17 protein-coding genes are annotated in these 19,160 nt (G+C 65.3%); 9 read left to right on the forward strand and 8 right to left on the reverse strand.

Annotation, left to right across the window (positions count from 1 at the left end; genetic code table 11):
* Nucleotides 1-193: 193 nt before the first annotated feature.
* Nucleotides 194-850 (forward strand): HTH domain-containing protein, encoded by a 657-nt coding sequence (locus MUN73_RS20210; RefSeq protein WP_250142324.1) that lies wholly within the window; start codon nucleotides 194-196, stop codon nucleotides 848-850.
* 117 nt (nucleotides 851-967) lie between these two features.
* Here MUN73_RS20210 and MUN73_RS20215 read toward each other — a convergent pair whose 3' ends face one another.
* Together MUN73_RS20215 and MUN73_RS20220 are read right to left on the reverse strand one after the other, a co-directional pair.
* Nucleotides 968-2,011 (reverse strand): hypothetical protein, encoded by a 1,044-nt coding sequence (locus MUN73_RS20215; protein ID WP_250142325.1) that lies wholly within the window; start codon nucleotides 2,009-2,011, stop codon nucleotides 968-970.
* A gap of 110 nt (nucleotides 2,012-2,121) precedes the next feature.
* Nucleotides 2,122-2,883 (reverse strand): RNA methyltransferase, encoded by a 762-nt coding sequence (locus MUN73_RS20220; RefSeq protein ID WP_250142326.1) that lies wholly within the window; start codon nucleotides 2,881-2,883, stop codon nucleotides 2,122-2,124.
* A 1,000-nt stretch (nucleotides 2,884-3,883) separates the two neighbouring features.
* On the opposite strand from MUN73_RS20220, the gene MUN73_RS20225 reads away from it, so the two are divergent.
* From MUN73_RS20225 to MUN73_RS20235, 3 genes are all read left to right on the forward strand, one after another.
* Nucleotides 3,884-5,113, forward strand: a complete 1,230-nt coding sequence (locus tag MUN73_RS20225) for a Cdc6/Cdc18 family protein (protein ID WP_250142327.1) — start codon at nucleotides 3,884-3,886, stop codon at nucleotides 5,111-5,113.
* A gap of 80 nt (nucleotides 5,114-5,193) precedes the next feature.
* Nucleotides 5,194-6,387: a dihydropteroate synthase gene (gene folP / locus MUN73_RS20230; protein WP_250142328.1), complete on the forward strand. Its 1,194-nt coding sequence runs from the start codon at nucleotides 5,194-5,196 to the stop codon at nucleotides 6,385-6,387.
* Between the two features lie 286 nt (nucleotides 6,388-6,673).
* The gene (locus MUN73_RS20235; protein WP_250142329.1) at nucleotides 6,674-7,372 is read left to right on the forward strand and encodes a 6-hydroxymethylpterin diphosphokinase MptE-like protein; all 699 of its coding nucleotides are present in this window, start codon (nucleotides 6,674-6,676) and stop codon (nucleotides 7,370-7,372) included.
* 87 nt (nucleotides 7,373-7,459) lie between these two features.
* Here the strand turns inward: MUN73_RS20235 and MUN73_RS20240 are convergent, their stop codons facing one another.
* Nucleotides 7,460-8,407, reverse strand: a complete 948-nt coding sequence (locus MUN73_RS20240) for an MBL fold metallo-hydrolase (protein ID WP_250142330.1) — start codon at nucleotides 8,405-8,407, stop codon at nucleotides 7,460-7,462.
* A gap of 151 nt (nucleotides 8,408-8,558) precedes the next feature.
* On the opposite strand from MUN73_RS20240, the gene MUN73_RS20245 reads away from it, so the two are divergent.
* Nucleotides 8,559-8,999, forward strand: a complete 441-nt coding sequence (locus tag MUN73_RS20245; RefSeq protein WP_250142331.1) for a hypothetical protein — start codon at nucleotides 8,559-8,561, stop codon at nucleotides 8,997-8,999.
* On the opposite strand, the gene MUN73_RS20250 is transcribed toward MUN73_RS20245, so the two are convergent.
* Nucleotides 8,996-10,003, reverse strand: a complete 1,008-nt coding sequence (locus tag MUN73_RS20250) for a TIGR04024 family LLM class F420-dependent oxidoreductase (protein WP_250142332.1) — start codon at nucleotides 10,001-10,003, stop codon at nucleotides 8,996-8,998. The genes MUN73_RS20245 and MUN73_RS20250 overlap by 4 nt on opposite strands.
* Nucleotides 10,004-10,239: 236 nt before the next feature.
* A complete protein-coding gene (locus MUN73_RS20255; RefSeq protein ID WP_250142333.1) occupies nucleotides 10,240-11,397 on the reverse strand; it encodes a tubulin/FtsZ family protein in 1,158 nt (385 codons plus the stop codon).
* Between the two features lie 352 nt (nucleotides 11,398-11,749).
* Here MUN73_RS20255 and MUN73_RS20260 point away from each other — a divergent pair, with 352 nt between their 5' ends.
* From MUN73_RS20260 to MUN73_RS20275, 4 genes are all read left to right on the forward strand, one after another.
* Nucleotides 11,750-13,495: an ABC transporter substrate-binding protein gene (locus MUN73_RS20260; protein WP_250142334.1), complete on the forward strand. Its 1,746-nt coding sequence runs from the start codon at nucleotides 11,750-11,752 to the stop codon at nucleotides 13,493-13,495.
* Nucleotides 13,496-13,576: 81 nt separating this feature from the next.
* Nucleotides 13,577-14,449, forward strand: a complete 873-nt coding sequence (locus MUN73_RS20265; RefSeq protein ID WP_250142367.1) for a phosphatase PAP2 family protein — start codon at nucleotides 13,577-13,579, stop codon at nucleotides 14,447-14,449.
* A gap of 125 nt (nucleotides 14,450-14,574) precedes the next feature.
* Nucleotides 14,575-15,981 (forward strand): cryptochrome/photolyase family protein, encoded by a 1,407-nt coding sequence (locus tag MUN73_RS20270; protein WP_250142335.1) that lies wholly within the window; start codon nucleotides 14,575-14,577, stop codon nucleotides 15,979-15,981.
* Nucleotides 15,982-16,083: 102 nt separating this feature from the next.
* Nucleotides 16,084-16,413, forward strand: a complete 330-nt coding sequence (locus MUN73_RS20275; protein WP_250142336.1) for a HalOD1 output domain-containing protein — start codon at nucleotides 16,084-16,086, stop codon at nucleotides 16,411-16,413.
* Between the two features lie 46 nt (nucleotides 16,414-16,459).
* Here MUN73_RS20275 and MUN73_RS20280 read toward each other — a convergent pair whose 3' ends face one another.
* The 3 genes from MUN73_RS20280 to MUN73_RS20290 all read right to left on the reverse strand — a co-directional run bounded on the left by MUN73_RS20280 (nucleotide 16,460) and on the right by MUN73_RS20290 (nucleotide 19,160).
* Nucleotides 16,460-16,639 carry a hypothetical protein gene (locus tag MUN73_RS20280; protein WP_250142337.1) on the reverse strand — a complete coding sequence of 60 codons (180 nt, stop codon included), beginning with the start codon at nucleotides 16,637-16,639 and terminating at the stop codon, nucleotides 16,460-16,462.
* Nucleotides 16,640-16,753: 114 nt separating this feature from the next.
* Nucleotides 16,754-17,833, reverse strand: a complete 1,080-nt coding sequence (locus MUN73_RS20285) for a Gfo/Idh/MocA family protein (RefSeq protein ID WP_250142338.1) — start codon at nucleotides 17,831-17,833, stop codon at nucleotides 16,754-16,756.
* 139 nt (nucleotides 17,834-17,972) lie between these two features.
* Nucleotides 17,973-19,160 carry an ABC transporter ATP-binding protein gene (locus MUN73_RS20290; RefSeq protein WP_250142339.1) on the reverse strand — a complete coding sequence of 396 codons (1,188 nt, stop codon included), beginning with the start codon at nucleotides 19,158-19,160 and terminating at the stop codon, nucleotides 17,973-17,975.

Below are 19,160 nucleotides of genomic sequence, written 5' to 3' on the forward strand. Positions count from 1 at the left end.
TCTCCGCGTCGCGGCTCCCGATCGATTCGGAGGGAACGCCGCCCGTGTCTGGAGTAGAATCGGACGGCGCTCCGTCCCCAGAGGGAAGGAATCCTGTGACTCCGTCGTCGATGGAGTTCGAACCCGATGCTACCGTGTGGGAGGAATTGCCACTAACATTTATATGAGCCAACGTGGCCCGCTTACACAACCGATGACAGCACCGACATCCACGACCGAGACGGAGGTCACGGCCGTGTGCCACGTGCGCGCACCGTTGCTCCTGGAACCGGTCGATAGACAGGTCGAGACGCTCCAGGCCTGCGAATCCGAAGGGACGGTCGACGACCTGCTGCTCCGGAGCTGGCCCAAGGAAGTCTCCCTGTCGGAATCGACCCCCCATCAGGAGGTCCTCGAAACGTACGATCGCCTCACCGGGTGGGCCGAACGGCAAGGCGTGAGCGTCGAACCGCCGTTCAGAGAGCGGACGACCACCTCGCAGGTGACCGGCGAGACGAAGGAGTTGCTCGTGACGCCCCTGCTGTGTCTCGAGGTGTACGCCGACGACGAACTGGTGGGGGTGTTCCCCCACTCGGCGGCCGACGAGACGTACACGACGGACGAGGCGATCGCGTCGCTCCGGACCGGAGACCTGCCGACGCCGATCGAGGGAGACGCACACGTCGAGGGAACGACGTCGGGTGGCTGTCCGGCCTGTGACGGCTCAGTGGTCGACGGACAGGGACTGTACGCGTGTCCGGACTGTGGCTGGGTCGGAACCGTCTCGGAGACCGGTCAGTACGTGTCCCACTCGAAGCCGGATGAATCGTCGGCCCGCCGGATCGCGACACCCGAAGCGCCGACCCAGTAGTTGATTCAGGCGGGCAGTCGGTTCGGGACAGTTAGTCGGTTCGGGACTGGCAGTCGATTCAGAACAAGTACTCGGTTCGGAACAGGTAATTGGGTCAGGAGAGAACCGGTCGATTCCTCACTCGTCGACGATCTCACCGGCGTAGTCGGCAGTGACCGTCACGCTGGTCCCGTCCCGATCGACCGAGGTGGTGTCGGCGTCCGTTCCGAGTTCCGACTCGAGGCCCGTCTCGTCGACGCGATCGTCGCTGCTGTAGACGACGGTGGACGTGGCCCGGGCGGCGACGTCGTCCTCGGTGATCGACAGTCGTTGCTGGACGCCGGCGGCACCGGCGAAGGCCGTGAAGTCGAAGGTGGGTCCATCGCTTCCGTCTTCAGACGTCTCGTTCGAGAGCGTATCCTCGTCGAACTCGTCGTCCGTCGTGTACAGACAGACGGCGATGCCGTCGTTCTCGCCGGCACGGACGAGTGATTCGAACTCGTCGTCAGTTTCGTGTTTCGGCTCCCGGTCGCCGGCCGCCGTCGCGACGGTCCGTTCGACCGACGTGATCGGGTCGAAGTCGGGATCGTTCGCGTTCGGATAGCTGAAGGCGAACACCTTGTCGCTGACGCCGACGACTTCGCCGCTGTCGGGATCGGTGTACACGGCGTACGTCTCCGCCTCGGTTTCGACGTCGTAGCCGGCGTCCTCGAGATCGGACGTGAAGCCGTCGAACGCGTAGGTGCCTTTGAGTGCGTACGTGCCGTCGACGAAGACGAACGCCCCGTTCCCGTCGTCGGTCCGGTCGTTCTCCCGGTAGGGTTCGAAACTCGCCGACTCGGCCAGTTGGCTCAACCCGAACAGATAGTAGTTGAACGTGAACGCCACCGGGTTGGCGAGCAACGGATCGGTCGGTTCCGCGCCGTCTTCGGGCCCCTCGTCGTCGCGAAGCGCAGCGATCGTCGCCTGGTCGATCGCCCCGTAGAAGTACTGCTGATCGTCCGTTTCGGGGAGGATCGGCGCGTACGACGGTAGTTCGCCGGTCGGTTGGTCGTCGCCGGAAGACTCGTCGTCAGGATTGGTCCCGGTATCGTCGCTCGACTCCGAACAACCGGCGAGGAGTGCCGTTCCGGCCCCAGCGCCAAGGAGGTGCAGGGCTTTCCGTCGGTGAACCTCTGACATCCCGTATCAGTGGTGACCGGTGGTACATTACTGTGGTGGCTATCGCGACGCGGGCAGGGCGTCACCTGACAGTGGACGAGAAAGTACGAGTCGGTGGAAGTGTGAGTCGGTTACCGATCGGCCGGGCGTTCGGTCGCACGTCGCAGGAGTCCGAGCAACGTGTTGGCTTCCCGTTCGGTCAGGTCGGCACGACCGTAGACGCGCCGGAGCATGCGCATCGTCTTCTCGCGTTTCTCCTCGGGATGGTTGATTTCGGCGAGTAGATCCGCCCACTGGTCGTAGAGGCGATCGACGGTCGGTTCGGGAGCGCGAACGCGTTCGACGTCCGGCAACTGGGTGTCGTCCAGGGCGATCGATCGGAGTTCGTACAGCGTCACCGTCGCGGCCTGCCCGAGATTGAGGACGGGATACTCGGGGTTGGCCGGGATCGAACAGAGTTCGTCGATCCGGGCGAGTTCCTCGTTGGTGAGTCCAACCCGTTCGCGCCCGAAGACGATCGCGGTCGGTCCCTCGACCCGCGGCAGTCGCTCCGCGAGATCGGCGGGCGTCGAGTAGGGGAAGCGAACGTGACGCCGATCGTCCTCGTTCGTCACGGCGGTACAGCCGATCGTGTGATACGACTCGACGAGGCGATCGAAACTGATCTCGGTGGCGTTCGGGAGGACGTCCTCGCGGGCGTGCCCGGCGAAGCCGTAGGCATCGCCGTCGGGATCGAGTTCCGGCGGGTCGACGAGGAGCAGGTCTTCGAAGCCGAAGTTCTTCATCGCCCGGGCGATCGTACCCACGTTGCCGGGCGTTTCCGCGTCTACCACGGCGACTGCCGGCGGCGTACGCTCGATCGTCGACGTGTGGGGTGACTGGCCGTCAGTCATGGTTCGGCAGTCGGGACGTCGATCGATCTGGGTGGCTGGTGACTGTACGGAGTCCCGTCGAACCGCTCATACCGGTGCTACCGACCGTGGAGTCAAAAGTGACGCGTTCGACGAGTTCCGTCGTTCCGGTTCGACACTGGGAGAGTCTGGAGACGGAGACCAGAGGAGGAGACGATTCGAGAGAACACGTCTACATGAACTACCTACATGAACTAGTTTCTAGTAGTCTAGTAGAGAGTTGAAACTAGAACTATTGACTAGAACTGGTGACTAGAACTAGTGACTAGAGCTAGTACGTAGGACTGATGCACTCTCGAAGAGGATCTGAAGAGTAGCTGGTTCGTGGCGCGGGGTACTCGTGATGAACGGATCGGAATCGAGTACCGGTCGAACCGAAAACCCGTCAGACGTCCGTCTGACCCGCTTGTACGACAGCAACCGCTGGGATGACACGGGGACACACCCCCGTCGCGTTTGTAAGGCCACATTCGTGTGGGGGGTCTGTACGGCTACACACCTCCGTCGCGGATGAAAGATCGGTTCGACAGTCGAGAATTGCGGCCGAAATCGACGGTTCGATCGATCGGCCACCCACCCGTTCGGCGTTACATCCGCGAAGGGGGTGTGCGTGGGGTGGCCAGAAACCGGAGTGCCCGGATCGGAGTCTCGACACGGGTTTTTCGCCAGGTCGACGTGGATTTCACTCCACTCGTCGCAGACGTCGACTCACTCGTAACACGGTGGAACGATCGTCGAATCTGATCGATACGCCAACAGTTACATCCGCGAGGGGGGTGTCGGTGACCGTTCGAGACGATCGAAACGCGGGCCGATCGGTGGGGCAAGACGGACCGCCTTAGAAACGCGAGGGCGGCGACCGACCGAAATACTGGTTCTATGCTCCCAAGACCACTTTACAGCACTTCTACCGGTGGATTTACACCCGCGATCGATCTCCATACATTTATTTCAGTTCAGTTGGAAGGGTCCGGGTACTGCAATGTCCGCGAACGACGATCGTGATCCACTCTTCCGGTACGACGATCCGGTCTTTGCCGACGAGCGATTGCTCGAGATCACGCATCTCCCCGGTCCGGACCGGATCGTCGGACGCGACGAGCAGATGCAACGGGTAGCGGACGCCCTGAATCCGGCGATCTTCGGGAGCGAACCCAACCACCTGTTCATCTTCGGGAAAACCGGCACCGGCAAGTCGCTCATCTCCCGGTCGGTTACCCAGCGAGTGATCACGGAAGCCCAGCACGACGACGTCACGGTCAAGTACGCCTTCATCGACTGTGGGGAACAGAACACGGAAGCATCGATCGTCAAGACGATCGCCCAGATCGTCAACGAACCCGAACGGAGCGGCGTCACCGTCCCCGATCGCGGCCTCGGTACCGGCGACTACTACAAACGGCTCTGGGAGGCCGTCGACGGCTGTACCGACGTCACGATCGTCATCCTCGACGAGATCGACATGCTGGAGGACGACGAAGTGCTCCGGAAACTCTCCCGGGCGGGCGAGAACCGCCGGATCTCGGACTCGAGCATCGGGATCATCGGCATCTCGAACAAGATCGATTTCCCGGACCACCTCTCCGAGCGGGTCAAGTCGAGCCTCTCGCGCGACGAACTCGTCTTCTCGCCGTACGACGCGAACCAGCTCGTCGAAATTCTCGAGAAACGACGGGACGCGTTCCACGACGGCGTGCTCTCCGACGACGTGATCCCGCTCACGGCCGCGCTGGCCGCCCAGGAACACGGCGACGCGCGCAAGGCGATCGACATCCTCCGGAACGCCGGCCGGATCGCGAAGAAGCGAGCCGACACGCGGGTCACTGCCGATCACGTCCGCGACGCGAAAGAGAAGACCGAGGCTGACCGGTTCAACGAACTGATCGAGGGCTCGCCCCAGCAGGCCAAGGCGATTCTCTACTCGCTGACCCTGCTCACCGAGAACAGCACGGAGAAGGAGTTCCCGACGAAGATCATCTACAACCAGTACAAGGAGATCGCCCGCCAGCTCGACTTCGACGTGCTCTCGGAACGACGCGTCCAGGAGATCCTGCAGGAACAGAACTTTCTCAACGTGATCCAGTCCGAGCGCGAGGGTCGCGGACGCGGGCGCGGCGCGCACGCGAAACACCGTCTTCTCGAGAACCCCTCGATCGTCAAGAAGGTCCTGTTGCGCGACTCGCGGCTGGCGGTCCTGAAAGAGGACGAGTAGCGCGAGCGGCCACGATCGTCCGTTCCGACCCGGTTCGCCGGAACCGCGGTACCTTTTTGTCTTCCCACCCCAGCGAACGTATGAACAGCGTCGACGCGGCCGGACTGGGGATCGGTGACGAGCATCCGACCCGGATCATGGGCGTGTTGAACGTCAGCGAGGAGTCGCCGTACGATCCCAGCGTCTACGACGATCCGGGCGAGGCCGCCAGGTACGTCGACGAGGAACTGATCGCCGAGGGTGCCGACATCGTGGACGTCGGACTGGAGTCCGCGAACAAACGGTTCGACGTCCTCTCCGCCGAGGAGGAACTCGATCGACTTCACGTCGCTCTGGAGACGATCGAGAGCGTCTCGGGCGACGCAATCTTCTCGATCGAGACGCGCTACGCTGCGGTCGCCGACGAGGCACTGTCGCTGGGGTTCGACATGGTCAACGACATCGCGGGCTTCGCCGACCCCGAGATGCCGTCGGCCTGTGAGGACCACGACGCCGCAGTCGCGAAGATGGCGAGTCCGCCGGATCTCGAGCGGCCGGGGGCCGTCGAGGAGACGCCGTGGGCCGAGCGGAAATCGCCGGGGTGGGCCCGCCAGGCCGACTACGTCGATCAGGTGTACGAGGCGCTGAAACAGCACGGACTCACGGACAAGACGATCGTCGATCCAGCGTTCGGCGGCTGGAGCGAAGCCCAGACCCTCGCGGACGATCGCGAGACGTTCCGCAGGCTCCGCGAGTTTCGCGCGCTCGGCCAGCCGATGCTGGTCTCGATCAACCGGAAGAACTTCCTCGGCGAGCTCGCCGATCGGGAGACCGAAGAGCGCCTGCCGGTCAGTCTGGCGGCGACGTCAATGGCCGTCGAACGGGGTGCGAACGTCGTCCGGACCCACGACGTGGCGGAGACCCGCGACGCCGCGCTGATCGGCGACGCGTTCACCGAGCGTCGGCGCGCGACGGCCGACGGTGTCTCGATCGCACAGCTCGACGTCCACTCGGGTCGCGATCTCCGACGCCAGCTCGCCGAGTACGACGTCGATCCCTCGCTGGCGGACGAGTGGGGGAGGCAACTGCTCGAAATCGACGGACTCGCGCCCGAAGCGCGACGGCACCTGGCCGAGGTCGCCCCCGAACACGGCGCGGTCGCGTACGCCGTCGACGACGATGCCGTACTCCTCGTGGGTTCGACGACGGCGGTTTCCGACGTCAGTTCCCGGATCCGGAACGGGGAAGGCGGTCTCGGGGCGATCGGCTCGGCACTCGAATCGGTCTTGCGTTAAGAGAAAGCTTATACCTGATGCATCAAAATGTGTGAGTGGACGCCGGGCGGCCTCCCGGGTAGGGGTACTTTGGAGGCGACCCCCGGCCCACAACACGGAATTATTGTGGTGTTACGTCGACCAGTGACGACGCCGTCGTCGTCGATCGGCGGCCTCCCCGATCTCGGTGTTCGGTAGCGTCAGCGCGCCATCGATCCGGGCCGACGCCGAGTCGTCCGGGCCCGGGCCGGCTACCGAACGAAGGGCGACCACCCAGACACATGTAGCTCCGGCACCCAGCACGATCATGGAGTTCGACGAGTGGGAACCCGTCTACGAGGCGATCCGTCGCGACTTCGGCTACGATCGCGCGGGCGACGAACGCGCACGGGACGTCCTCGCGTCCCTGACGGAGCCGTTCGATCTCGCTCACCTGTCGGCCGTTCGCGACGCCACCGTCGCGATCGCGGGTGCCGGGCCGTCGATCGAGTCCGATCGGGCCCGGAATCGAGCCGCGGACGCCGACGTCGTCGTCGCCGCGTCGACGGCGGCTGACGTCCTCGAGGACGCGGGGATCGACGTCGACTGTATGGTCACCGATCTCGACAAGAACCCGGAGACAGTGCGTCGATTCACTCAGCGCGGAACGCCGGTTGCGGTCCACGCCCACGGCGATAACGTCCCAGCGGTCCGGACGGTCGTCCCCGACTGCGCGGACGAGTACGTCCTGCCGACGACGCAGGCCGAACCCGCCGGACCGGTCCGCAACTTCGGGGGGTTCACGGACGGCGATCGGGCCGCGTTCCTGGCGGACCACCTGGGTGCCGATCGGCTCGTCTTCGTCGGCTGGGACCTCGACGATCCCTCGGTCGGTCCGGTCAAGCGGAAGAAACTCGCGTGGGCCGAACGACTCCTCTACTGGCTCGAACACCGTCGGAGCGATCGGTTCGACGTGCTCGACGGCCGGCGGGGCGACGTGGAGACGGCGGCGCTCCCGATCGACTGACCCCGGAACGTGAACTGGCGATCGACTGACCCGGGGACCAGCGGGGAACGGCGATCGACCGCTCGCAGACATCGTAACTGACCGGTTTCAGCGAGGCTCGTATCGCTCCGGATCGATCGTCACTCGTTCGACCCGACCGTCGCGTTCGAGCGATCGGAGGTGTGCGGCGGCCTCGCCGACCCCGAACTTGGCGTGGATCCCCGCGAGGTCGCCGAACAGGTCCCTGGCGAGTGTCCACGGCGTCGTCGGACCCCGTTCGGTAGCCTCGAGCGCCGCGAGAACCCGTCGCGATCGGTCCCGGTGGTGGGTGCGAACGTCGTCGATCCGATCCGAATCGAGGCTCGTTCCGTGCCCGGGACGCAGCGTTTCGGAGCGGTTCGACAGCCGATCGAGCGTCTCGCGAAACGTCGCCAGCGGATCGTGCTCGGCGGTCGTTCCCTCCCGCTGCGTCGAGAGCGTCCGGGTGTCGCTCCCGCCCACGTTCGGCGTGTACGTCGGGAGGATCGCGTCGCCGACCAGCAGGACGTCGTCGACCGCGTACGCGGTGTGGCCGAGCGTGTGCCCGGGCGTCGAGAGCGCCTCGATTCCGGCGACGCGATTCCCGTCCCCGAGCGGTTCGACTGGGACGGCGTTGGGCATCGGTGACGGTGCATCCCCGTCGATGACGTTGGCGACGACGTCGTCCGGGATACCCAGTCGGTGCATCGTCTCGGCGTCGCGTTCGAGTCGCCGCTCGCGTTCGACCGCGTAGTCGGCGACCAGCGGTGCATCGTCGGCTCCCATCGCGATCGTCGCATCGGCTGCCCCGGCCAGGCGCGGTGCGAGGCCGGCGTGATCGACGTGCCAGTGCGTGACGAGGACGTACTCGAGGTCGTCGACGGCGACGCCGACCCGATCGAGGCCCTCGCGGAGGGCCGCCCAGGCATCGTCGGTCGGCGGCCCGGGATCGACGACGGCGCGGTCACCGACGACGTAGGCGCTGTTGGTTCCCTCGGGTGAGCCGTCCCCGATCGCGATCCGATCGACGTCCGCCATACCTCGACGTGCGCCGCCGACTCCCGTCAGTCTCCCGGTTGCCGTATTCCTGTCTTTCGGTCACGTTCCGGTCCGCGATCCCGCCCGGAGCGACGGCTCACGAATCGATTCTGGAACAACGGTTAAGACGAACAGGTCGCCACGATAGCACGTGGATCAACGACTCATCGTCACGGTACCGGTCGTCGTCTACCTGGGGACGCTCGTGCTGTTCGCCGCCGCCCGATCGATCGTCGGTGCGCCGCTGACCGAGGGGCAACCGGCGTTCATCGCGATCGTCGGCGTGATCGGGCCGCTGACTGCGCTCGGCCTGATCTGGCTACGAAACTACACGTACGGCGCGCCGGTCCTCGTCTCGTCGATGCTGACGACCGTCTGGTTCGTGACGTACTTCTTTTTCCTCCACGACAACCCGGCGAACGCCTTCGCCGTCGCGGGGGAGGGAGCGCTCGCGTTCCTGATGGCGACGTTCAGCGTCGTGGCCACGTCGCTCGTCACGGCCGGCGTCGCGTTCTGGCTCTGGTACCGCGAGAGCCCCGGGTTCCGGTCGGCGATCGATGGGGTCGTCCGGCCGCCCGAGACGAGCGACTAGGCCTCGTCGGGTGCGAACGCCTCGATCGTCGATTCGATCTCCTCGCGCGAGGCCCCGCGCGGGAACCCGATCGCGACGTCGTCGACGCCCTCGATCGCCTCGAACTTGCGGAGTTCCTCGCGTGCGCGCTCGGGCGTGCCGGCGGCCCCCAGGGCGTCGAGGAGGTCGTCGGGGATGGCGGCCAGGGCCGCCTCCTGGTCGCCGCTCGCCCAGGCCGCGGCGATCTCGTGGGCCTCGTCCTCGTAGCCCTGTCGCGAGAGCGATTCCCGGTAGTAAGTTCCCATCGCGCCGACGTAGAAGGCGAGGTGCTGGCGAGCGAGTTCGCGGGCCCGATCGCCGTCCTCGAGGGCGCAGCCGGTCATCGAGAGCGTGACGCGCACGTCGTCGGGGTCGCGATCGCCGAGTTCCATCCCGCGGCGCAGGTCGTCGAGGCGTTCCTCGAGTCCCTCGGGAGTGAAGACGGTCGCGTGCCAGCCGTCGGCGAACCGGCCGGCGAGTTCGACGGACTTCGGTCCCATCCCGGCGGCGTCGATCGGAACGGACTCTTCGGGCGGGTCACAGCGCAGGCGAAAGCCCGCCAGCGAGAAGATGTCGCCGTCGTAGTTCAGCGTCTCTCCGGACATGACCGTGCGCATGATCTCGAGGTACTCCCGGGTTCGCCGGAGCGGCCGATCGAAGTCGACGCCGTGCCAGCCCTCGACGACGGCCGGGCCGCTGGGGGCGATCCCCATCCGCAGGCGGCCGTCGGCGACCTCCTGGAGCGTCGTCGCGGTCTGGCCCAGCAGGGCGGGCGATCGCGAGTAGACGTTGACGATGCTCGGTCCGAGCCCGATCTCGTCGGTCTCACGGGCGATGTCCGTGAGGACAGTGACGGCGTCCCGGCCCCACGTCTCGGGGAGCCAGGCGTACTCGTACCCGTGGTCCTCGCCGAGCTGGGCGAGGGCGGTGAGTGATTCGACGCTCGGCTGTGCTGCGACTGGCAGGTGGAGACTTCGATCTGGCATGGACGATCACACTGTCGAACCGCGACGGTCGGTCTCACACGAGCGACGGCGGCCGATCGGACGGACCGTGTGAGCGGTTCACGTTCTGTGACACTCAACCAACGCTCTTAAAGTTGTCTGATACGATCGAGTGTGGATAGCCGCCGTTCTCTCGGTATCGAACGACTGCGCCGACGTCACGTTCGGAGTACTTTCATCGGGGTATCGGGATTCCACCGACACACCGACTGCGGGCACTAGAAGAGCGCGTCGAGTTCGCCGCCGGTGTCCATCAGCGTCTCGAAGTCCTTCTGGGCGGACGCGCGGACCTGTTCGGTCGTCTCCTGGGCCTCGATCGCGACCTGCTGGAGCTGGTCGACTCGCGGGACGTCCGTGACGCCCGAGAGGAGGACGATCGCGCCGACCTCCCGGCGGTCCGGGATGGGGAAGTCGCCGCCGCGGATCTCCATGCTCGCCGTCTCGTCCTCGAGCCACTGGCGGCCGCGCTCGACGCCCTTGCGGTTGAGGTGATCCGGCGGGCCAGTCGCAACGACGAGGCCACGATCGGCGCTCGAAACGTCACAGGGCAGCGTGAGCCGGCCGAGCGTCGCCTTTCGGACGAGACTCGTCATCCGGTTCACCGACTCGCCCTCGTCGAAGCCGCTCCCCCCAGTGAACGACGAGAGGAGTCCGTCGCCCGTATCGACCGTCTCGCGGGCGTAGCCGATCGTCGAGATGCCGTTCGAGAGGGTGTTGATGATCTCCGAGGAGTCGACCACGCTCTCCGCCACGTGGTCGCCCGCCTGGACCTCGCCGGCGGCGAATAGCAGTCCGAACCGCTCGACGATTTCCTCGTTGATCCGATCGTAGCCGCTCTCGACCGATTCGCCGGCGCTGCGCCAGACGTCGTTGTCGAAGACCAGCAGGTTGTCGACCTCCCGGACGAACGTCTGGAACGATCGGGCCGCGTTGAGGGTGTAGATGCCGCCCTCGTCGGTCCCGGGGAGGATGCCGAGGCCGTAAACCGGCTGTGTGTAGATCCGCCTGAGGTGTTTCGCGAGCACGGGCGCGCCGCCCGACCCCGTCCCGCCGCCCATGCCGGCGACGATCAGGAACGCGTCGATTTCGTGGACGGAGATCCGATCGATCGCGCCCTGTATCTCGTCGATGTCCTCCTCTGCGACCTGGGAGCCGAGTTCGTTGTCGGCCCCGACGCCGTGCCCTTTGACGCGGGCCTGTCCGATGAGCACGCGGTTCTCCCGCGAGACGTGCTCGAGCCCCTGTAGATCGGTCGTCGCAGAGTTGACTGCGATCGCCGATTCGACGAACCCGCCGTCGATTCTACTGTCGAACGCCAGGAACTCGTCCACGACCTTCCCGCCTGCTTGCCCAAAGCCGATGAGTGCGAGTTTCATAGCTGTCTTCCGTGGCCGTTCACCCGGCCTGTCGATCAGCGAGAACCGATCGCGGTCGCCGGCGTGTGAACGGATGCCACGACTGTGCCGTTGCCGGTACCGAGTATTGTTATGCCGGTCATATACGTCTAGAAAAGACAGTCTTCGATTCTATACTGTATTCCAAACACGAGATGAATGACTTGATGATAGTCTTTTATTCGTATTTATCTGCACCGATATAGGCATGGACAAGTGCCGAGATCGGCGTTCCGGACGATCGATCGGTGCCGGCGTCGAAACGAACGGCCCCGATCGAGATGTCGTTTCGAGAGTAAGTCCTATACTCCGGGGTGGCCTACTGAAGGGCCACATGGAGGACGGAGGGCCGCCGGTGACGCGACGAGAGCTGGTCGCAGGTGCGGGTGCGGCAGGAGCCAGTGCCCTCGCCGGCTGTGCGGAACGGTTCTGGTCCCAGGCGGAAAACGACGGTCCGGAACAGGTGTCGCTCACGATCAAGTCGGCCCCGACGGACGACGACGTCGTCGCGGCCAAGATCCTGAGCCAGCTCCGGGAGAACTTCCGGGCGGCAGGAATAAATACGACGCACGAACCGGTCGCGAAGGCGGATCTCTACCGCGACGTGCTCTTGCAGGACGACTACGACGTGTTCGTCCTGAAACACCCCGGATTCGACGAGTACGACGCCGTTCGCGGCCTGTTACACTCCAGGTTCGTCAGCGAACGAGGGTGGCAGAACCCGTTCAACTTCTCCGACGTGACGGCCGACGAGCATCTCGAGACGCAACGACGGTCCGGCGAATCGGAACGGCGGGAGACGCTCCGCGAGCTATTCGAATACCTCGAAACCACGGCACCGTACACCGTCGTCGCGTACCCGTATCGGTTCGGCGGCTGTCGACGGACGCTCGACGTGTCGCGTCCACCTCGATCGCTCCTCGAGTACGTCGACATCATGAGTCGCGAGGAGAACGCCTGGGTCGACGATCGGCCGCTCGAGGTCGGCGTCTACGGCGAGGGACTCACCCAGCGGCTGAACCCGATCGTCGTCGATCGCAACCGGATCGACGGCCTGCTGGACCTGGTCTACGACCCGCTCGTGCGTCGCCGGGACGACGAGATCGTCCCGTGGCTCGCGGACACGATCGACTGGGACGAAACAGGGCTCCTGGAGGCGGAGGTCAGGCTCCGCGACGGGCTGGTCTGGCACGACGGGACCGACCTCGATGCGGCGGACGTGGCGTTTACGATCGAGTTTCTCGACGATACGTCACGGGGCGCGATCGATGGCGGCGTGCCGGCTCCCCGGTATCGGGACCAACTGACGCTCGTCGACGACGTCACGACCGTCGATACGCGGACCCTCCGCTTCACGTTCGGAGATACCGTCCGTCCCGTCGCCACTCGGGTCTTTACCGTCCCGGTGTTACCGGAACACGTCTGGGCGGAGCGATCGACGGCCGTCGCCGAGCGACGGACCGAGGCCCTCGTGACCGACAACGAGGACCCGATCGGGTCCGGCCTGTTCGCCTTCGAGGAGTCGACGGCCAACACCGAACTCGTCCTCGCGCCGTTCGAGGACCACGTCTTCCGCCGGCGGACGGTCGATCGACCGGACGTGTTCGAGAACTTTTCCCAGTTCGACGGCATCCGGTTCCGCATCGCCCCGAACCCTGGGTCGATGGTCGAGACGCTCGTCGACGGCGGGATCGACGTCACCGTGAGCAACGTCCCGCCGGAGCACGCCGAACCCATCCGTACCGCCTCGAACGTCGAGACGGTAGTCGGGCACACCGACGGCTTCTACATGATCGGCTACAACGTCCAGCATCCACAGCTCAGCAATCCGCACTTCCGACGGATCCTCTCGCGACTGATCGATCGCGAGTACGCCGTCATGGAGTACTTCGACGGCATGGCCGACCCCGCGTCCACGTACAGTTCGCTGTTCGGGTTCGCCGACGAGGGCTGGGAACACGACGAGGAACCGACCACGCCGATGTTTCCCGGCGCCGACGGCGAACTGTCGGTCCCTCGCGTCCGATCGCTGTTCGAGAACGTGGGCTACCGCTACGAGAACGACCGGTTGCTCGAGTGACCGTGCGCCGTCCGCGACGACGATCGTGAACAACCGGTCGCTATTAATGGGATCCGCCGTGTAGTTGTGACCGAATCCCCGATGTCGCTGGTCGGAGTCGTTCTCGAACTGACGTTCGTCGTGGCGACGATGCTCGGTACCGCGACGCTGGTCATCGTCGGTCCACGGCGGCTCGTGACAGCGCTGCGTGGGTTTCGATGGCGGATCGAGGCCTGTGCGCTCCCGTTCGTCGCGCTCGCCGTCGTGCTGTTCGTCCGGTGGTCGACGCGGGACGTCGTCCACCGACTCGAGCGACGGGTCCTCGGGACCAACATCACGCCGTACCTGTTCGACCTCGAACGAGCGGTGTTCGGGACGACTCCTGTCGCGTTCCTCCAGTCGTTCCAGACCGAACTCCTCACCTCGTTTTTCGTCTTCAGCTACATCTACGGCTACGCGTTCTTGCTCCTGTTCCCGCTGATCGCGTACTTCGCGCTCGACGAGATGGACTCCCTCTCGACGCTGGTGCTCGCGTTTACCGCGAACTACGCGATCGGTCTGGTGTGTTACGTCCTGTTTCTGGCGTACGGGCCGCGAAACGTCGACCCACTCCTGTTCGACGGCCTGCTCTACGAGTCGTTTCCCCAGGCCAGACGCCTCACGAACCAGGTCAACCAGAACACCAACGTCTTCCCCTCGTTACACACGTCGCTGTCGATGACGGTCTTTTTCGTCGCGTGGTACACGCGCGAGAAGTATCGGCTCTGGGTGCCGATCGCCGGGTTCTTCGCGATCAGCGTCTCCCTGTCGACGATGTATCTCGGTATCCACTGGTTCTCGGACGTGGTCGCGGGGACGCTTCTCGCGTACGTTAGCGTCTACATCGGCCGCAACTACACCGTCGAGGGGATCCTCGCGTCGGTACGGGAGTTCCTCGTGACGACGTCCGAGACGAGCGGCAAACCCGACAGGTGAGCCTTCGCCCGGAGTCAGACGACCGATACCGCCGCTCGCGGATCGCCGGGCGGTAGACGCGCGACGCCCGCTCGCCGATCGCCGGCACCCGCATATTTTCATCGTCCCGACCGTCATCGACGACTGTGATTCTCCACTGGCACCGCCGTGATCTTCGGGGCCGGGACAACCGTGGACTGGCCCGTGCCGCGGGCGACGATCCGATCGTGCCGTGTTTCGTCCTCGATCCGACGGTCCTCGACCACGCATCGGCGGTCCGCGTCCGCTGTCTGCTCGACGCGCTCGCGGGACTCAGAGCGTGGTACCGTGAGCGTGGCAGTGACGTGCTCGTCGTCCGCGGGGAGGCCAGCGCAGTTGTTCCCGCTCTCGCAGCCGAGTACGACGCATCCACCGTCGTCTGGAACGAGGACTACAGCGGCCTCGCTCGCGATCGGGACCGGGCGGTCACGGCCGCACTCGAGGACGACGGAATCGCGGTCGAGACGGTCCACGACGCCGTTCACCACGAACCGGGATCGATTTCGCCGAACCAGGGCGAGCACTACTCGGTGTTCTCGTACTTCTGGAAGAAGTGGAAAGACCGCCAGAAGGCCGCCCCGATCGAGCCGCCGGACGCGGGCGACCTCGCCGACGTCTCGGGGGAACCGCTACCGTCGCTGGACGAACTCGGGTTCGACGAACCCGAGGCGTCCCCGCCGACCGTCACGCAGGAGCGAGCCCGCGAGCGCGTCGCCACGTTCTGTTCGGGTCCGATCTACCGGTACGCCGACGAGCGCGACTACCCAGCCGCCGGCGCGACCTCTCGGCTCTCCGCGCACCTCAAGTGGGGGACGATCGGGCCACGGGCGGTCTACGCGGCCACCGAGCGGGCGGCCGATCGAGCCGGATCGGCCGACGAGGCGGCGAGCGTCGAGGCGTTCCAGCGCCAGCTCGCGTGGCGGGAGTTCTACGCGCACGTGCTCGCGTACAACCCGGACATCGTCACCGAGAACTACAGCGGCTACGCGGCCGAGATCCAGTGGCGTAACGACCCGGACGAACTCGCCGCCTGGAAGGCCGGCGAAACGGGGTATCCGATCGTCGACGCCGGAATGCGCCAACTCCGCGAGGAGGGCTGGGTCCACAACCGCGTCCGGATGATCGTCGCGTCGTTCCTGACCAAGGACCTGTTGATCGACTGGCGCGAGGGCTACGACTGGTACCGGCGAAAACTGGCCGACCACGACACGGCCAACGACGTCGGGGGCTGGCAGTGGGCCGCCTCGACGGGGATGGACGCCCAGCCGTACTTCCGGGTGTTCAACCCGATGAAACAGGGTCGCGACTACGACCCCGACGCCGAGTACGTCACAACCTACGTCCCCGAACTCGCCGACGCGACTCCGGCGGAGATCCACGGGTGGCACGAGCAGACGCCCGCCGATCGCGAGCGGATCGCACCCGCGTACCCGGCACCGATCGTCGACCACGCCGATCGCCGGGAGCGGGCGATCGAGGCGTTCGAGCGGGCGCGTGGGGACGACCCGGAGTAACGATCACCGACGCCTCGGCGCGACCGTCCCGGGACCGGGATTACCTGTGGCGTGTTTCCGTCTGCCAGTATGCTTATGAACGCGACCCGTCTAGAATCGGGTATGTCCTCTTCGACTACCCCGTCGACGTCTCCCGATTCGATGCCGCCGAGCCAGGCTATCGTCGAGGCGATCGCCGCGCGGGATGGGGTCGACGTAACCGACGTCGTGCCACCGGCCTACGAACCGTTGCACGCCGTCGTCGACCCGGAGGCGCTCGACGCCCTGTTTCGACCGATCGCGTCCGGGGCGCCGGCGTCACGGAACGCCGTCGACACGCGCGTCGTCCTGGAGTACGAGGGGTCCGAGGTCACCGTCTACAGCGACGGGAACGTCGAGCTATCCGACCCGTCGACCGGCGACGAATCCACCGGGGATCCGATCGGGGAGTGACGATTCGCGACGGGCACCGGATCGCGTCGGTGTCGGTCCACGCCCGTTACCGGATCGTGTACGTGACGATGTCGTCGCAGTTGCAGGTCGGACACGCCCGTGCGCCACGTTCGACCGACGTCCCACAGCGGCGACACTCGACGACGACCGTCCGACTCCGACCGCCGAACAGCCCTGCGATCGCGGCACGGACGGACCGACCGGACGATCGAGATCGATCTGTCATGGTACGACGGTTTCGGATATCACAATTTGTTACAGAGTCCCTACCGGAACGATCGCGATCGTCTACCAGTCGTTTTTTCGGCACTCGATCCACTGCGACCGGGGTAGGCGGTCGTTATTCGCGGAGCGAGACCGTTCGTTCCTCCTCGCTGGACTGGTAGATCGCGTCGATGGTTCGCTGGACTTTCAGCGCTCGCTCGATGCTGTCGCTGACGGCCTCGTTCTGGTACTCTTCGCCGGTGATCACGTCGAAAAAGGCCTTCTGCTCGTCAGTGTGAGTGTCGTTTTGCCTGGTTTCGATGGACGTATCCTCGAGGTGGTCGGGACCGATATTGCTCGCGGAGTGAAAGGAGAGGTCCCCCTCGAGCAGGTCGAACCGGGCTGCCGACTCGGTCCCCCGGACGAGGAACTCGTGGTTCGCCGGCCGGTTCGTCGCCCACGCGACCTCGAGGGCGATCGTCCGGTTTCCCTCACAGCGGACGAACGCCGTCGCCGAATCGTCGACGTCGAAGCCGGCGGGACCGGCATCGTCCGCCCACATGTCGAGATACGCGTACTCCTCGCGACCGCCGAACTCGCCCCGCGTCACGCCGTTTACTTCCACCACGTCGGGATATCCGAGCAGGTACAGCGCGAGGTCGACCGCATGTACGCCGAGGTCGATGAGTGCGCCCCCGCCGGCGATATCCCTGCGGGTAAACCACGACCCGCGGCCCGGAATCCCCCGTCGGCGGACGTAGTTCGCCTCGATGTGGCCCACCTCACCGAGATCCCCCCGATCGATCCGGTTCTTGACGATCCTGACCGTGTTCGCGAACCGGTTGTTGAACCCGACCATGCAAAAACCCGCAGAGTCCGCCGCCGCGTCGGCGATTCGCTCGGCGCTCTCGATCGAGTGTGCGAGTGGCTTCTCGAGCAGGACGTGGAGATCTCTCTCGAAGGCGTCGACGGCGTACTGCTCGTGGTACCTGTTCGGCGTCGTGATGATGACGGCGTCGACGAGATCGTACAGTTCGGTGTGATCTTCGTAGACGTCGACGTCGTATCGACGGGCAAAGCGCGTTCGTGCCTCGGCGGCGACGTCCATCCCCCCGACCAGCGACACGTCGAGGTCGCGGAGCCGTTCGGCGTGGTACTGGCCGATGTTGCCGAGGCCGACGATTCCAATCTTCGTGTCTGATCGATCGGGTGTCATCGGCGGTCTCTGTGGGCAGTGGTGGCTCGTTTCGGGTCGATACACCTGAGTACGCTATACGAAACGTTGGCACTCGAGTTCCTTTGGTCCGTCGCCGACCGAGTGTGGGGCCGGGAGGAGCCAGGACGGGGTCGATCGATCAACTATCCGCCTCGGTGGGGGTGGTACCGGGCTCTCGCTCGGGGAAGTCGGTGATCCCGTGGACCAGTGCCTCCCCGCTTTCCGTATCGAAGAGGTGGATCTTCGATCGGTCGAGGACGACGTCGACCTCCTGGTTCGCCTCGATCTCCGTGTCGGGAGTGACGCTCATCAGCAACTGGTTGGGCGACGTCGCCGGATCTTGCTCCATCGACCCCGCCGCGGCCTCGGAGAGCAATAGGTAGACGAAGACCTCGTCGCCCATCGGTTCGAGGACGTCGGTCTGGGCGTCGATTGGGGCCGTCGACGACTCGAGCGAGTCGGCGTACCTGGTCAGGTGGACGTCCTCCGGCCTAATACCGAGCGTAACGGCATCGCCGACGGTGACGCCCGAAACACGGGACGGATCGAAGTCGACGGTGAAGTTGTTCGTCTCGAGGCCGCCCTCGACGAGCGTCCCTTCGACGAAGTTCATCGACGGTGACCCAATAAATCCCGCGACGAACAGGTTCGTGGGTTCGTTGTAGCAGACCAGCGGCGGGGCGATCTGCTGGAGCCTGCCGTCGTTCAGGACGGCGATCCGGTTCGACATCGTCATCGCCTCGGCCTGGTCGTGTGTGACGTAGATGACCGTCGCGTCTAGCTCGCGGTGGAGTCGCTGAAGCTCCGTCCGCATGTGGACCCGCAATTTCGCGTCGAGATTCGCCAGCGGCTCGTCCATCAGGAAGACGTCCGGGTTCCGAACGATCGCGCGGGCGATCCCGACCCGCTGTTGCTGTCCGCCAGACATCTCTCCGGGCATCCGATCGAGCATTCCCTCGAGTTGGACGATATCGGCTGCCTGTTCGACGCGGCGACGGACCTCTTCGTCGTCGTACTTGCGAAGTCGAAGGCCGAAGGAGATGTTGTCGAAGACGTCCATGTGGGGGAACAGCGCGATGTTCTGGAAGACCATCGCGACCCCCCGGTCCTTCGGAGCGAGGGTCGTGACGTCGTCGTCGCCGATGTAGACCCGACCCTCGGTCGGCTGGGTCAGGCCGGCGACGGTCTCCATTGTCGTCGACTTCCCACAGCCCGACGGCCCGACGAAGGTGACGAACTCGCCGTCTTTGACCTCGAGGCTGATATCGTCGACCGCCGTTTCCTCACCGTACCGTTTCGTGATGTGTTCGAGTTGTACTCGTGCCAT

Origin of the sequence: Halosolutus amylolyticus (assembly GCF_023566055.1) — an archaeon.
Classification (GTDB): Archaea; Halobacteriota; Halobacteria; order Halobacteriales; family Natrialbaceae; genus Halosolutus; species Halosolutus amylolyticus.